At 43.8% G+C, this 13,468-nt stretch carries 13 protein-coding genes; 11 read left to right on the forward strand and 2 right to left on the reverse strand.

The genetic code is table 11. The features are described from left to right. Positions 1-53 precede the first annotated feature (53 nt). Positions 54-1,493: a MocR-like pyridoxine biosynthesis transcription factor PdxR gene (gene pdxR, locus MKX35_RS10505; RefSeq protein WP_076299661.1), complete on the forward strand. Its 1,440-nt coding sequence runs from the start codon at positions 54-56 to the stop codon at positions 1,491-1,493. A 5-nt stretch (positions 1,494-1,498) separates the two neighbouring features. On the opposite strand, the gene MKX35_RS10510 is transcribed toward pdxR, so the two are convergent. Then, on the reverse strand, positions 1,499-3,439 hold the full coding sequence (locus tag MKX35_RS10510) for a S8 family peptidase (RefSeq protein WP_076299660.1): 1,941 nt from the start codon (positions 3,437-3,439) through the stop codon (positions 1,499-1,501). A 309-nt stretch (positions 3,440-3,748) separates the two neighbouring features. On the opposite strand from MKX35_RS10510, the gene MKX35_RS10515 reads away from it, so the two are divergent. The 6 genes from MKX35_RS10515 (at position 3,749) to thiI (ending at position 8,586) form a co-directional block, all read left to right on the forward strand. Beyond that, a complete protein-coding gene (locus MKX35_RS10515; protein ID WP_042190914.1) occupies positions 3,749-4,246 on the forward strand; it encodes a YpuI family protein in 498 nt (165 codons plus the stop codon). Positions 4,247-4,479: 233 nt separating this feature from the next. After that, positions 4,480-4,701, forward strand: a complete 222-nt coding sequence (locus MKX35_RS10520; RefSeq protein WP_042190912.1) for a DUF1540 domain-containing protein — start codon at positions 4,480-4,482, stop codon at positions 4,699-4,701. A 12-nt stretch (positions 4,702-4,713) separates the two neighbouring features. Then, positions 4,714-5,127 (forward strand): DUF5353 domain-containing protein, encoded by a 414-nt coding sequence (locus tag MKX35_RS10525; protein ID WP_231573335.1) that lies wholly within the window; start codon positions 4,714-4,716, stop codon positions 5,125-5,127. 182 nt (positions 5,128-5,309) lie between these two features. After that, on the forward strand, positions 5,310-6,017 hold the full coding sequence (locus tag MKX35_RS10530) for a lytic transglycosylase domain-containing protein (RefSeq protein ID WP_076284776.1): 708 nt from the start codon (positions 5,310-5,312) through the stop codon (positions 6,015-6,017). Between the two features lie 127 nt (positions 6,018-6,144). Further along, positions 6,145-7,296 carry a cysteine desulfurase family protein gene (locus MKX35_RS10535; protein WP_076284775.1) on the forward strand — a complete coding sequence of 384 codons (1,152 nt, stop codon included), beginning with the start codon at positions 6,145-6,147 and terminating at the stop codon, positions 7,294-7,296. 3 nt (positions 7,297-7,299) lie between these two features. Continuing rightward, positions 7,300-8,586: a tRNA uracil 4-sulfurtransferase ThiI gene (gene thiI / locus MKX35_RS10540; RefSeq protein ID WP_231573334.1), complete on the forward strand. Its 1,287-nt coding sequence runs from the start codon at positions 7,300-7,302 to the stop codon at positions 8,584-8,586. A gap of 37 nt (positions 8,587-8,623) precedes the next feature. Here the strand turns inward: thiI and MKX35_RS10545 are convergent, their stop codons facing one another. Continuing rightward, positions 8,624-9,316, reverse strand: coding sequence for a TerC family protein (locus MKX35_RS10545; RefSeq protein WP_042190906.1), 693 nt, complete (start codon positions 9,314-9,316; stop codon positions 8,624-8,626). Positions 9,317-9,488: 172 nt separating this feature from the next. On the opposite strand from MKX35_RS10545, the gene MKX35_RS10550 reads away from it, so the two are divergent. The 4 genes from MKX35_RS10550 (at position 9,489) to MKX35_RS10565 (ending at position 13,397) form a co-directional block, all read left to right on the forward strand. Beyond that, positions 9,489-10,148 carry a TerC family protein gene (locus MKX35_RS10550; protein WP_076284774.1) on the forward strand — a complete coding sequence of 220 codons (660 nt, stop codon included), beginning with the start codon at positions 9,489-9,491 and terminating at the stop codon, positions 10,146-10,148. A gap of 269 nt (positions 10,149-10,417) precedes the next feature. After that, positions 10,418-10,927, forward strand: a complete 510-nt coding sequence (locus MKX35_RS10555; RefSeq protein ID WP_042190902.1) for a hypothetical protein — start codon at positions 10,418-10,420, stop codon at positions 10,925-10,927. Between the two features lie 206 nt (positions 10,928-11,133). Then, on the forward strand, positions 11,134-12,975 hold the full coding sequence (gene typA / locus MKX35_RS10560; protein ID WP_042190900.1) for a translational GTPase TypA: 1,842 nt from the start codon (positions 11,134-11,136) through the stop codon (positions 12,973-12,975). A gap of 125 nt (positions 12,976-13,100) precedes the next feature. Next, entirely contained in the window at positions 13,101-13,397 is a 297-nt protein-coding gene (locus MKX35_RS10565; RefSeq protein ID WP_042190898.1) for a YlaH-like family protein, read from the forward strand. Positions 13,398-13,468: the final 71 nt, after the last annotated feature.

Below are 13,468 nucleotides of genomic sequence, written 5' to 3' on the forward strand. Positions count from 1 at the left end.
GGAGTACTGTATAACAGTAAAGCGTTGAATATAACAGTGGAGGTGAGGGGTTCATGCATATCGATTTGATTCGCAGCGGCAGTAAATCTCTGCCTCATCAAATCAGTGAAACCCTAAGTCAGCGGATTTCATCAGGATTGCTCCAGCAAGGTGTCCGGCTGCCCTCCGTAAGAAGTTTGGCTACAGCTTTGAGAGTAAGCCAGGTTACAGTAAGCAAGGCATACGATGTGCTTGAGAAGCGGGGACTTATTTATTGCAGACAAGGAAAAGGCTGCTTTGTAGCCGACCCTGAACACACCAGATGTCAGGAAGATGGTCACTGGCAGGATGTATATGATGATTATTTGCCGCGAGCTCAGCTTTGGCGCAATTTTGATTACTCTGAAGTTAAGTATCCCTTTCATATAGCTGCAATTCATAGTGAGTTACTTCCTCTAAAAAATATTGGTGACTCCTTCGCATCATTAGTTACGCAGCAGCCGGAGCTTATGGCAACCTATGGGAACTTCCAAGGTGATCTGGAGCTGCGAGGAATTATGAGAGATCATTTAAAAACACGTGGAATTGCACTTACTTCCTCTGATGTAATGATCACAAGCGGAACTCAGCAAGGCATTGATCTGGTGGCTCGTACGTTTGTCGGACCTGGGGACACAGTGTATCTTGAGGCTCCTAGTTATACAGGAGCTATAGATGTTTTTGCAGGACGAGGTGCAGAGATGATTTTTGTACCTACGGACGGTGAAGGGATGCGGGTGGATATTCTCACAAGAATGTGTGATCAAAGACCGCCTAAGCTAATTTATACCATCCCTACTTTTCAGAATCCAAGTGGAGTAACCATGAGCATAGCAAGAAGACAACGTCTGCTGGAATTAGCCCGCAGTTACCGTTGCCTTATTGTTGAAGATGATCCATTTAGTGATTTATATTTCCATGCGCCTCCGCCGCCTACGATCAAATCGATGGATTCCGAAGGGCATGTAGTATATATGAAGAGTTTCAGTAAAGTTATTGCACCCGGCTGCAGAATTGCCTGTGTAGCCGCTGGTGGGAATATTCTGTCACGGCTTATCGCCGCCAAGTCCGCAAGTGATTTAGGGAGTCCGCTGCTTACACAAAGGGCGGTACTGCCATTCATAGCGGACAAGTATGAAACCTATGCTGCTCAGTTACGAGTTACACTCCGTGGTCGCATGGAAAAGGCGGCGAAGCTTCTGAAGCTTTACGCGCCGCCTGGAGTAAAATACATTCTCCCAGAGGGTGGTCTTAATCTCTGGTTGGAGTTGCCGGCTTCACCTGATATCGGAAGGCTACATGAGCTGGCCGAACAGGAGAGCATTTCTTTTTTACCGGGTGATGTTTGTTACTCTGCGGAGACCCCTTCCCGGCATATCCGTTTGTGTTATTCACAAATGAATGAAACGGATATGGAGGAAGGCTTACGATTATTTCTCCGTTTGCTTGGTAGATTTTTGCAGATGGGTGGTTAAGGTTGTTACTTAGAGTTACTTAATCTTTGTTTCAATTGATTCATTTGTTTTTGGACATGCTGTGGCCATAGCTGTAGTGGAACCTGATTGCCGCTAGCGGCTTGCAATGTTTTATAGATATCGACCTGACCCCAGCCAAAATATTTGTCATGCCCGGGAGTGCCTAAATCAACAGCATTTTTGGTCATAAGATCCATAACTTCCGTATTCGTTAGATTCGGATTTAGTGAACGCACCAGACCCGCCAGCGCAGCGACATGAGGACTGGCCATCGATGTACCGGATAACGCGGCATACTGGCTATCTGGGTAAGTGCTTGCTATGCTTTCTCCGGGTGCTGCGACATCAATATAATCGCCGTAGTTGGAGAAGGAAGCTTTTTCCCCTGAAGCATTAGTTGCAGCTACTGCAATCACTTCGGGATACGCAGCAGGAAAACCTGGTCGTTCTGTATTATCGTTGCCTGCAGCAGATACGAGGACGATATCTCGGTCGTAGGCATATTTGATCGCGTCATGAAGAAACTGGGAATCCGCATAGTTACCTAAACTCAAGTTTATGACTTTCGCACCGTTGTCCGCTGCCCAAATGATTCCTTCTGCAACAGAATAAGTGGTACCTGCTCCTGAATTATCGAGTGCTTTTACCGGAAGGATCTTGTTGTACCAGCTGATTCCAGCTACTCCCTCTCCATTATTGACCAGGGCGCCTATAATTCCAGATACATGTGTGCCATGTCCTACATCATCTTCTGGAGTGGAGCCATTGGTGATCGCGTTATACCCTGTCAAAAGCTTGCCCTTCAAATCCGGATGATTGATCTGGACTCCCGTATCCACTACTGCTACGATCACTTCTTTACTTCCCTTAGAAAGATTCCAGCCCAGCTCCGTTTCGATCGCTGGCAGATTCCATTGATAGGTGGAGAATAACATGTCATTTGGAGTAACTGTTCCCTCTGCGTTTTTAGATATCGTATCATTGGTTAAATACATATAGTGAGGCTCCGTATATTCGGGGTGCCATTTATTGGTGAAATAGTCTTTGAGCTCATAATAAGTCATCTTCTCCGAACGGAAAATATAGGCATACCCAAGCTTACGTGGCTTCTTGCCGTTGATATCAGCGGTTATCGTTTGAAGCTGCCCCGGAGTAGGTGAGTTGTTGCGGAAACGTACGACAATTTCATTCTCATAAAAATGGCTCGCGTTTTCGTTATCATGACCGGTCTTAACGGTGATATCTTTTAAATTATCGGTATGAACGGATTCTACACGGTACTTACCTTCCTTCGGATAAGGAATGAGACGCAGGTTCTTCAGCTGATGGTCTGCCACACGACCAAGCACCTTTTGGTTAATAAGTGCAATGATGCCTACATTTTTTTCTTTGTTCCGCTGAGCGATAAAGTAATATTTCTCTTTACCGATTGTAAACGTTGGAGATTCATAGGATTGATGACCATGGATCGCTGATTTCGCCGTCTTAAGATATTTTTGCAGCTGCTGATTCTCCTGTTCGGTTCCTTGAGGAAATGAAGAGGACTTAAAGGTTTCCGTTTTATGCTTGCGAAAATCAATCCACATAAGCATAGTGATAAATCCGTGGTTCTGCTGCAAACGTTTTGCATACACTGATTTATCATGAAGCGAAGTCATTCCATCCGTTTCAGAGAGGAGCTTAGTCAAATGTCTGCTGACATCCACTCTATTCAGATGATCCGTCGCATCAACATCTTGGGATAAGGAGCTTTTCTTCAATGATTTTTCCTGTGAAGGGTTTGGTGCTGAATGTAGGGCTGAAGTTGGAGCAGGATTTGGTACAGCAACATTAGCGACTTCTCTGGTCGTCGTCCCATTAGTGGCAGGACGTAGCGCAAAGGTAAGTAATACAACTGTGAACGCAGCTGTTACCAAACCTGCAACCGTTAGATTTTTACGTGACATGATTTCCGCTCCTCTACGCATTGTAATGCCTATAGGTTTAGAAGAGAGCGTATGTTTTATGCATCTTAGAAAAGGATACCTTCCTAACGTTTTTTATGATAATATCAGAGAGAATAAGCATCTTGAGTTCGCATCCTGATATTGCAGGAGATACGTCGATAGATGTTCTTTTGATTTTCAGAAGGTTAGACTTCTCTGTGTTTGCATCCTGATATTGCAAGAATAAAGAGATATGTCTAAAGACTATTTCTTCATAAGATTAACTTTATTGACTACAAGAGCAGGGAATAATAAGGGGGAGCAACCGCCATGTCAGCAGCCAATGTGCAGAAATTATGTGAATCGACGAGAGACAAACTTAAAGATGTAATTGATAAGATGGAAATTTTTCTGAACGAGCATGCATTGCCTCAGCTTGTAACAGAAGATGATGAAGAAACTGTACAATTTTATCAAGGATTTCTGTCCGATGTCCGTCATCTGTTAGTGTTCTCGGAAATGTCTTATGAGAAGCTGGGAGTTGCGCTGCGTCGTGCTACATTCGATGAATCTTTTGCGCAGAAAGCGCTTTATAATGTATATCACTATGGCGTGAATAACTTCTTCTATCCAAAGAACGAAAGCTATTCTGAAGATGGACGTTATGCTTATACTGGACAGGATGCTATCCGTTTCCGTAAAAAGCCAGTTCGTCCGGCGCGTGATATCATTCTAGAAATTACCAAGACCTATGAAGAGCTACGCGATGACCTTACTTATTATGAGAACGACTATTTGACTGAGAAACGTATGCAAAATCAGGTTTAACAGTTCACTAGTTCGTGTAAAGGATCAGCACTTCGTCATAATGACGAGGGCTGATCCTTTTTTGACGTATTAGAATTTATATATTTGGGGCCCGCACAAAGTACCTGAGTACGCATCGAAGCAACCCCCCACTTTGTGGGGATATTTTGCGTGGGCATCGTTACATCAACTGGAAACCATCCTGTCGAATAGGGGGTAAATCGTGCGGACATAATGAAGCCGAGGTGATAAATATGTCGAGTGTAAAGCCATTAGTCAAATGCAGTGTAAGCAATTGTCATTATTGGGGCGAGCATAATTTATGCCGGGCAGAAGAAATTATTATTGAGATCGACAAGCACGCTGGCAGTGGATTTAAAGAAGAATATGCTGAAGAAATGACGAATGAAGGTCACCACGATCAAGTCGCAACATCGTCTGCAACATGCTGTTTAACATTTAAGCCGAACTCCTAGGAGGCCGCCCTAATGGACAGAGAAAAGGAACATGAATCAGGTTCATCAAATGAACAATCCGGTCCGAGAAAAGTTATTTTGCGTCCACGCAGAGTAGACTATCCACGCCGGGACAGAGAACATCAAGAGGAATATGCCGCAGAGGTGAATCCGGTTTCGATGCCGATCCGGGATACAACACCACGCGTGGCGAGTGAAGCTAAGGAGCATGAAGAGGAATATAGTGGAAGCAAAGCGATAGGTTATACTGGGCTAGCTATGGGTATTGCCTCCTTGTTTCTCTGGTCCATCATACTTGGGCCCATTTCAGTTGTGATTGGTTATTATGCATATGCCAAGGAGCAAAAAACGCTTGGGGCATGGGCGATGGGGTTAGGGATTGTATCCACACTTAGTTACTTTGTGATGATACCCTTTGCTCGCTAAAAATGAACTGGTAAGTTTGAATTATAACAGGCTTTAGACCTAAATATCAGGGTCTGAAGTCTGTTTTTCATTCCAGCATATAGCAATAATCTCGGATAAAATGTAATATTAAGCCGTAATTCATCGAAATCTAAGGTTAGACCAATAGATATGATTCAACAGGATCAAAGGAGTGCGCCGGTATGGAGATTAATCCCGCTGTAACCAATGGGTTAGGGCAGCTTAAATGGGTAAGCTTAAAGAGTGCAACCGACAAGAGTAGCTCAGCAAATGAAACTAAAAGATCGGGCGCGTCAGCCTCTCAATTTGCAGCAATGCTTCAAGCTTTATCTTCTAACTCGTCTAATGGCGGGGATACAAACTTCTTGACGTCACTTCCGGATGCTTCATCAGTTAGTAGCTTGTTATGGCAACAGATCGGAACAGCTGAAAGCATCGATAGTGTAATTTCCGGGGAAATAACGGATACTAAACCAACAAGCTATGATGATCTGATTCAAACGGCGAGTGCTAAGTACGGGGTGCCAGTCGATTTGATAAAAGCTGTGATTGATACAGAATCTTCCTTTAATCCAAACGTTGTCTCTTCGGCTGGTGCTAAAGGATTAATGCAATTAATGGATGGAACAGCGCGTGGGTTAGGGGTTTCTGATTCATTCAATCCTGCTCAAAATATTGATGGTGGTGTACGCTATCTGTCTTATCAATTGAAACGCTTTGACGGACAGGAAAAGATGGCATTAGCGGCTTACAATGCAGGGCCTGCAAGGGTAATTAACCTTGGAGTTAGCAATGATCAGGAATTATTGGAGAAACTTACACTGCTCCCTAAAGAGACGCAGTCTTATCTCACTAAAATAGAACGCGCTCGCGCGGAATACGCTGTATAATAAAAAGGATCAAACAGGTATTTCCCTTAAACCACATGCTGGTATTTGGGATCACCGTTTGATCCTTTTTCGAAATTTAAAAAAGAATGATTCTGTACTTTAAAGAAGTAAAGGAGACAATCGATATATGCTTTACTGGGATTATGCCGCCGCCACACCACCCTATGAAGACGTGGTGAAGACGATGGAACAAATTATGAAGCTGCATTATGCTAACCCGTCCTCCTTACACCGTGCCGGTAGTGAAGCGGCAAAGCTGATCAGGCGTTCACGAGAAGTATGCGCGGCTGCGTTATCTGTACAACCAAAGGAGATCCTATTTACATCTGGGGCTACGGAGAGTAACAATTTAGCCATTAAAGGTGCCGCTTTGCAATATCAGTCAAGAGGACGTCATCTGATAACTACGGAAATAGAACATCCCTCTGTGTATGAAAGTTGTCTGCAGCTGCAGCAAAATGGCTGGGAGATTACTTTTGTAGCGCCTGACAGCACTGGAATGATTGATCCAGAGCGAGTGGCTGCTGCAGTACGGCGTGATACCGTACTCGTAAGTGTGATGCATGTAAATAATGAAATTGGAACAATACAGCCGCTGATGGAGATTGGCAGGCTGATTAAATCCGTAAATCCACGAACCTTATTTCATGTGGATGGCGTTCAGGGATATGGTAAGCTTGCTGTTGACCTTAAAGGATGGAAAGCGGATCTTTACAGCTTGTCTCCTCACAAAATTCGAGGTCCTCGCGGAGCGGGGCTTCTCTATATTAAAGAAGGAATCCAACTGTTCCCCTTACTTTCAGGTGGTTCTCATGAAGAGGGACTACGTGCTGGAACTGAGAATGTACCTGCAATTGTTGCTTCTTCCAAAGCCGTGCGGATGGGTGTTGAGCAGCGCGAAACCTTCTATGCCCGATTGCTCCCACTTCGGGATCGGCTGTTACGCTTCTTGCACAGCGTTCCTGAATTTGTTATAAACAGCAGAGAGGATGGAGCCCCTCATATTGTGCATTTCTCATACCCTGGCATGAAAGGGGAAGTGTTCGCCCGTAAGCTGGAGGAACTAGGGATGGCTGTTTCTACTCGATCGGCTTGCTCCTCCCGGCTGGCAGAACCTAGTCGTGTTCTATTATCTATGGGGAAAGATGTCTCTGTAGCTTCAGGAGGCATCCGCATCAGTTTCGGTGATAGTCACACTGAAGAAGATGTCGCAGCGCTTGAGAAAGCACTAATTACTGCGGTACGAGCTTTAAAGATTGCTGAAGGAGGTATGAAGTAACTAATGAGTGTGATGAATCAAGAATCTGCTAAAGGCAGTGCCAATAGTATTGATTATGCCGATATGCTGCTTTTGCGTTTCGGGGAGTTTACATTAAAGGGCAAAAACCGTGCCAGATTTGAGAAAACGGTACTACGTCATGTGAAAGAAATGATTAAGCCATATCCAAAGGTGGTTCTAACCAAAGAATTTGGAAGAATTTACGTGGAACTGAATGGAGAAACTGCTGCCCCATTGGTAGAAGCGTTGAAGAATGTATTCGGAATCGCTTCTGTCAGTCCGGTAAAGGTGGCCAAGTCAGATCTCGAGGATATTGTGGCTGTCAGCCGTCATTTTTTGGAGATCATCGCTCCTGCACCGGGAACTACATTTAAAGTTAATGCACGCCGGGTGTGGAAAGAGTTCCCATATGGCTCCATGGAGATGAATAAGCTAGTCTCGACACCACTGCTGCAAGGCTATTCCGGACTTACTGTGGATGTAAAGTCACCTCAATTGGAGCTGAAAGTCGAAATTCGTCAAGGTCATACTTTTATATTTTGTGAAAATATTGCTGGTGTTGGTGGATTTCCGCTTGGTACGAATGGAAAAGCGATGTTATTGCTGTCCGGAGGCATTGATAGTCCTGTAGCCGGTTGGTCATCCATGCGTCGTGGACTCGAAGTGGAGTGCGTACATTTCTATAGTTATCCTTATACGAGTGAGCTTGCCCGGCAAAAGGTGGTTGATCTTACGCGGGTATTGTCACGATATGCGGGAGTCATCAAGCTACACTTAGTACCTTTTACAGAGGTGCAGACATCTTTTACCGGAATAGGTCAGGATAATCTGATTATTACGTTGATGCGTCGAGCTATGCTGAGAATTACTACACAGCTTGCTGAACGTGAGGGTGCCCTCGCGATCGTAACCGGTGAAAGTCTTGGACAGGTTGCTAGCCAGACGTTACCAAGTATGAATGTGATCGGTCGTGCGACAGAACTTCCTCTTTTACGTCCGCTGGTAATGATGGACAAAAGTGATATTGTAGAGCTGTCTAAGAATATCGGCACCTATGACCTGTCAATTCTTCCTTATGAGGATTGCTGTACATTATTTGTACCTAAATCACCTACAACGAATCCGAATTTACGGATTGTAGATAAGATTGAAGCTACGCTCCCAGGTTACTCTGCATTACTGGACGCAGCGATTGAAGCCACGGAGACCGTGCTGATCACTCCGTATGGAGATGAGAAGCCTAAAGATGTAGTAAGTGCTCAGGCTGGATTACAGGAAGAATGGTTCTAATATTATAAACAAAAGGCTGTCTCATTCGTAGCAACATCTACGGTTGAGGCAGCTTTTTTGAATTATTATGGCTTGATTGGCGTCTCCAGTGTCCTCCAATTAAGATGCCAACAATGATCACAAATATAAACAGAGCTCTCAATAGTGGATGCTGCTCAAAAAATGGGGATAGCTGCTGCTCATCTGTAATCATGCTTGAGGCTGTAAACCCTAGGACTGCTGAGCCAATATAAATAATCCATGGATATTTGTTGATTAATTTAATAAAGAGAGTGCTTCCCCAGACCACAATTGGAACGCTGATTAACAGTCCTATGACAACTAGAGAGATATTGTGCTTAGCGACTCCCGCAATGGCGATGACATTATCCAGCCCCATCGCAGCATCGGCTAGAATGATTGTACCCACAGCGGCCCCTAAGCTTTGACCAGCCTTGATATTCGTTGAATTGTTCTCATCTGTTAACAGCTTATAGGCAATTAGAATAAGTAAAATCCCGCCTGCCAGCAGTAACCAAGGGATTTTTAATAACCATACGACCAGAACCGTTGCGAAAATCCGTAATACGACGGCACCTGCTGTTCCAAGCACAATTGCTTTTTTTTGAGTGCTGTTCGGCAAATTACGCGCAGCAAGTCCGATGACTATGGCATTGTCTCCCGCCAGAATGAGATCTAGAAAAATAATATTGAGCAGTGATAATACAAACTCCCATATGGATGTATTCAAGGCATAGTCACCCCTAAAGTTAGTTAAGATGAGCACGAAGATATGCTTAGTTTTGTATACGCAAAAAAAGGGGCATACATGCTTTCATCCTCAAAAAAAGTTGGACAGGAAGCATAGCTTGTCACTTCCGAACATACATGTAGTTACATGTGATTCGGGGAGGTAAAAGCGAATGGAATCATTATTGCTCCTTGGTGAAATATTGATGATCAATCTTGTGCTGAGTGGAGATAATGCTATGGTCATTGCGATGGCCAGTAAGGACCTTCCGGAGAAGCACCGGAAGATTGCGGTATGGTGGGGAGCTGCGGGAGCTGTTATTCTGCGCTGCTTGCTAACTTTTGCTGCGGTATTACTGTTGAAAATCCCTTATATCCAGGCTGGAGGAGGAATTCTGCTGCTATGGATTGCGTTCAAGCTGCTGCTGGAAGAAGAGGAGGACCTTAGAGTCGCGGAAACATCCTCCGTATGGAAATCCATCCGAACGATTCTCGTGGCTGATTTTATTATGAGTCTTGATAATGTCCTGGCAATTGCCGGTCTAGCCAAAGGGGATTTGGCTTTAATTGTCATCGGGATTGCGCTCAGCATTCCGATTGTAGTATGGGGAAGTGGCCTCATTGTGGGGTGGCTGCATAGATTTCCGATACTCGTATTTATCGGCGCTTATATTTTAGCCTTTACAGCAGGTGATATGATGCTTCAGGATGCAAAATTAGGGACAATGCTCTCCTTTTTGCTCCCATCCACGCATTCCATACTGCCGATCGCTTTAGGAATATTAGTAGTTGTTACTGGAGCAATTAAACGAAGAACAACATCAGTAGGTTAATAAATTGCAATAAAAGGCAATACTACAAGGACATCTCCATAAATTGGAATCGTCCTTTTTTGACGTATCAGAAAGTATATATTTGGGGCCCCCGCAAAGTACCTGAGTACGCATCGAAGCAAAGCGCCACTTTGTGGGGATATTTTGCATGGTCAGTGATGGCATTTTGTGTATGTTTCAGATAATATATGAATAAGAATCCTGTCGTTTTCTGGGTATGAGACGGCAAGGTAATGAGGTAGACGTGAATTTGAAGGGATGGGTGAAGGATGTCTTCCAAGAATGACATGAGACTAGGTATATTCATTGTAGCTGCGGGCGTCTTGATTTTATTCGGTAAGCTGGGGGTCTTCGGATTTTTGGGACGAGCCCTTTGGCCGCTAGTGATTTTACTTCCAGGATTGGTTCTACATATGTTATTTTTTAGCCGCCGCGCTTCGGCAACAGTATTGATTCCCGCGGGAATATTAACGGTATATGGTTTATTGTTTGGTCTTTGCAATATATGGGGATGGGGGCTTATGAAATATTTATGGCCTGTGCTTCTGCTCGGCATTGCCGTAGGTCTGTATGAATATTCCATAAATTCTCCAAGACGGTCAGGGGGACTATCTGCAATTGCTGTAATACTAGGCGTTCTAAGCATAGCGCTTTGTATTTTCAGTCTTATGGGTACGGGTGTGATCTATCTAATTGGTATTGTATTCATCGTGGCAGGAATTTGGCTGATTACAGGTCGGGGTAGAACTCGTGGCCGAAATAGATGGTATCGAAGTTAATTAATGTTGGATCTTGTGAAAAAAAACGGAATTTGCCAACTGTTTTTTTCATAAAAAGACTTGCTTTTCATAGTGCTTTCACTATAATATTAATGTTATGTTGAAGCGTCGGCTTTCTGCCTGGCGCTTCTTTTGTGAGACTGCCGTGACATGCTAAGAATTTTAACAGTTTTAATTTGATAAATGAGAGGATTTGGATACAAATCATGCATTCAAGAAAAGATATTCGCAACATTGCGATCATTGCCCACGTTGACCATGGCAAAACAACACTCGTCGATCAGCTTCTTCAGCAATCGGGGATCTTCAGCGCACACGAACACGTACAAGAACGCGCTATGGACTCTAACGATATCGAGCGGGAACGCGGAATTACAATCCTAGCTAAAAATACAGCAATTACTTATAAAGAGTTTTTGATCAATATTGTGGATACACCTGGACACGCTGACTTCGGTGGCGAAGTAGAACGGATTATGAAAATGGTTGACGGTGTATTGCTGGTTGTTGATGCTTATGAAGGCTGCATGCCGCAAACGAAATTCGTTCTGCGTAAAGCATTGGAACAAAAACTTACACCGATCGTTGTCGTGAACAAGATTGACCGTCCAGCTGCTCGACCTAAGGAAGTTATTGATGAAGTGCTCGATTTGTTCATCGAACTTGAAGCAAATGACGAACAATTGGAATTCCCGGTTGTCTATGCATCTGCTCTTAATGGTACATCAAGCATGGTTCCTGAGAAGCAAGATGAGACAATGCTTTCACTTTACGAAACAATCGTTGAGCATATCCCAGCTCCAACTGAAAGTGTAGAAGACCCGCTTCAATTCCTCGTAACGTTGATGGATTATAACGAATACTTGGGTCGTATTGCTATTGGCCGTGTAAACCGCGGTGTGATCAAACAAGGTCAATCTGTAACTGTAATTATGCGTGACGGTAAGAGTAAAACCGCACGTATTGAGAAATTGTTCGGCTTCCAAGGTTTAAAACGTATTGAAACAGAAGAAGCGGGCGCAGGGGATATCGTTGCTATCGCAGGGATCAAGGACATTAACATTGGTGAGACCATTGCTGATCCAGCGAATCCAGAAGCACTGCCTGTTCTTAAGATCGACGAGCCTACGATGCAAATGACTTTCCTTGTGAATAACAGTCCTTTTGCTGGTAAAGAAGGTAAATGGGTAACTTCCCGTAAACTGCGTGAGCGTCTCTTTAAAGAACTTGAGACAGATGTGAGTTTGCGTGTGGATGAAACGGATAGTCCTGATGCATTTATCGTTTCTGGACGCGGTGAGCTTCACCTTGGTATTCTGATCGAGAATATGCGTCGTGAAGGTTATGAAATGCAAGTTTCTAAACCACAAGTAATCATTAAAGAAATCGATGGTGTTAAATCGGAGCCACTTGAGCGTCTTATGATTGACATTCCTGAAGAAAGCATGGGCTCTGTTATGGAAAGTCTGGGCACTCGCAAAGCCGAAATGGTCAACATGATTAACAACGGTACGGGTCAAGTACGTCTGGAGTTCCTGATTCCTGCACGTGGTTTGATTGGTTACAACACTTACTTCTTGACTTTGACACGTGGTTACGGTGTTATGAACCATGCTTTTGACAGCTATGCTCCACTGGTTGCTGGTCAAGTTGGCGGACGTCATCAAGGTGTGCTTGTAGCCAGTGAGACTGGATCAACAACACAATATGGAATAGTGGGCGTTGAGGATCGTGGTATTCTCTTCTTGGATGCAGGTACAGAAATTTATGAAGGTATGATCGTAGGCGAGCATACCCGTGATAACGATATTATCGTTAACATCTGTAGAGAAAAAGCACTTACCAACATGCGTACCTCAGGTAAGGACGATACTGTAAAAATGAAGACACCACGTACCTTCTCTTTGGAAGGCGCACTTGAATATTTGAATGATGATGAATATTGTGAAATCACACCTAAATCCATTCGCTTGCGCAAAAAGATTCTGAACAAAGGCGAACGCGAACGTGTAGAGAAGCAACGTAAAATGGCACAAGCAAACGCGTAAGATCAGCTTATTATAGTAAAGAGCCGTCGGAGGTTTAACTTTCGGCGGTTTTTTTTATAACAAAAACTTCCCTTACTGATGATATAATGTAAACGTATCTTAAATTTGGGAGGAGTGCGGTATCTATGCAAGTCTGGTTTGCTGAGCATCCAATCGTCGCTTATATTGTTATTTTTATATTGCTTACATTTGTGTATAATCAGGTATTTCGTGTGAATCAAAAGTTATCGATTGGCAAAGAGATTATGCTGTACATAATGATGGCAATCGGCTCCGGCATGCTCCTCATTTTTCAACATGATAAGCTACCGATCATTCAGTGTCTGCTGGTCGCCGTCGGATTAATGCTGATGGTACGGATACGTTATATCGTAGAAGCTCGACAGAAGAGAAAGGCTGCAGCTGCAGCAAAAAGACAGTAATCGAAACTTTTACTGCTTATGCAACGTCTATTTAAGTGTAGCAATTTTAATTCCAAATGAAATGAAGAGGA

This window comes from Paenibacillus sp. FSL R5-0923, from assembly GCF_038009145.1.
GTDB lineage: Bacteria > Bacillota > Bacilli > Paenibacillales > Paenibacillaceae > Paenibacillus_AQ.

Coding starts and splice junctions, on each gene's coding strand:
- MKX35_RS10555 (WP_042190902.1), top strand. CDS start 10,418: ATGTCTTCCAAGAATGACATGAGACTAGGTATATTCATTGTAGCTGCG.
- MKX35_RS10530 (WP_076284776.1), top strand. CDS start 5,310: ATGGAGATTAATCCCGCTGTAACCAATGGGTTAGGGCAGCTTAAATGG.
- MKX35_RS10535 (WP_076284775.1), top strand. CDS start 6,145: ATGCTTTACTGGGATTATGCCGCCGCCACACCACCCTATGAAGACGTG.
- MKX35_RS10520 (WP_042190912.1), top strand. CDS start 4,480: ATGTCGAGTGTAAAGCCATTAGTCAAATGCAGTGTAAGCAATTGTCAT.
- pdxR (WP_076299661.1), top strand. CDS start 54: ATGCATATCGATTTGATTCGCAGCGGCAGTAAATCTCTGCCTCATCAA.
- MKX35_RS10510 (WP_076299660.1), bottom strand. CDS start 3,439: ATGTCACGTAAAAATCTAACGGTTGCAGGTTTGGTAACAGCTGCGTTC.
- MKX35_RS10565 (WP_042190898.1), top strand. CDS start 13,101: ATGCAAGTCTGGTTTGCTGAGCATCCAATCGTCGCTTATATTGTTATT.
- typA (WP_042190900.1), top strand. CDS start 11,134: ATGCATTCAAGAAAAGATATTCGCAACATTGCGATCATTGCCCACGTT.
- thiI (WP_231573334.1), top strand. CDS start 7,300: ATGAGTGTGATGAATCAAGAATCTGCTAAAGGCAGTGCCAATAGTATT.
- MKX35_RS10525 (WP_231573335.1), top strand. CDS start 4,714: ATGGACAGAGAAAAGGAACATGAATCAGGTTCATCAAATGAACAATCC.
- MKX35_RS10515 (WP_042190914.1), top strand. CDS start 3,749: ATGTCAGCAGCCAATGTGCAGAAATTATGTGAATCGACGAGAGACAAA.
- MKX35_RS10550 (WP_076284774.1), top strand. CDS start 9,489: ATGGAATCATTATTGCTCCTTGGTGAAATATTGATGATCAATCTTGTG.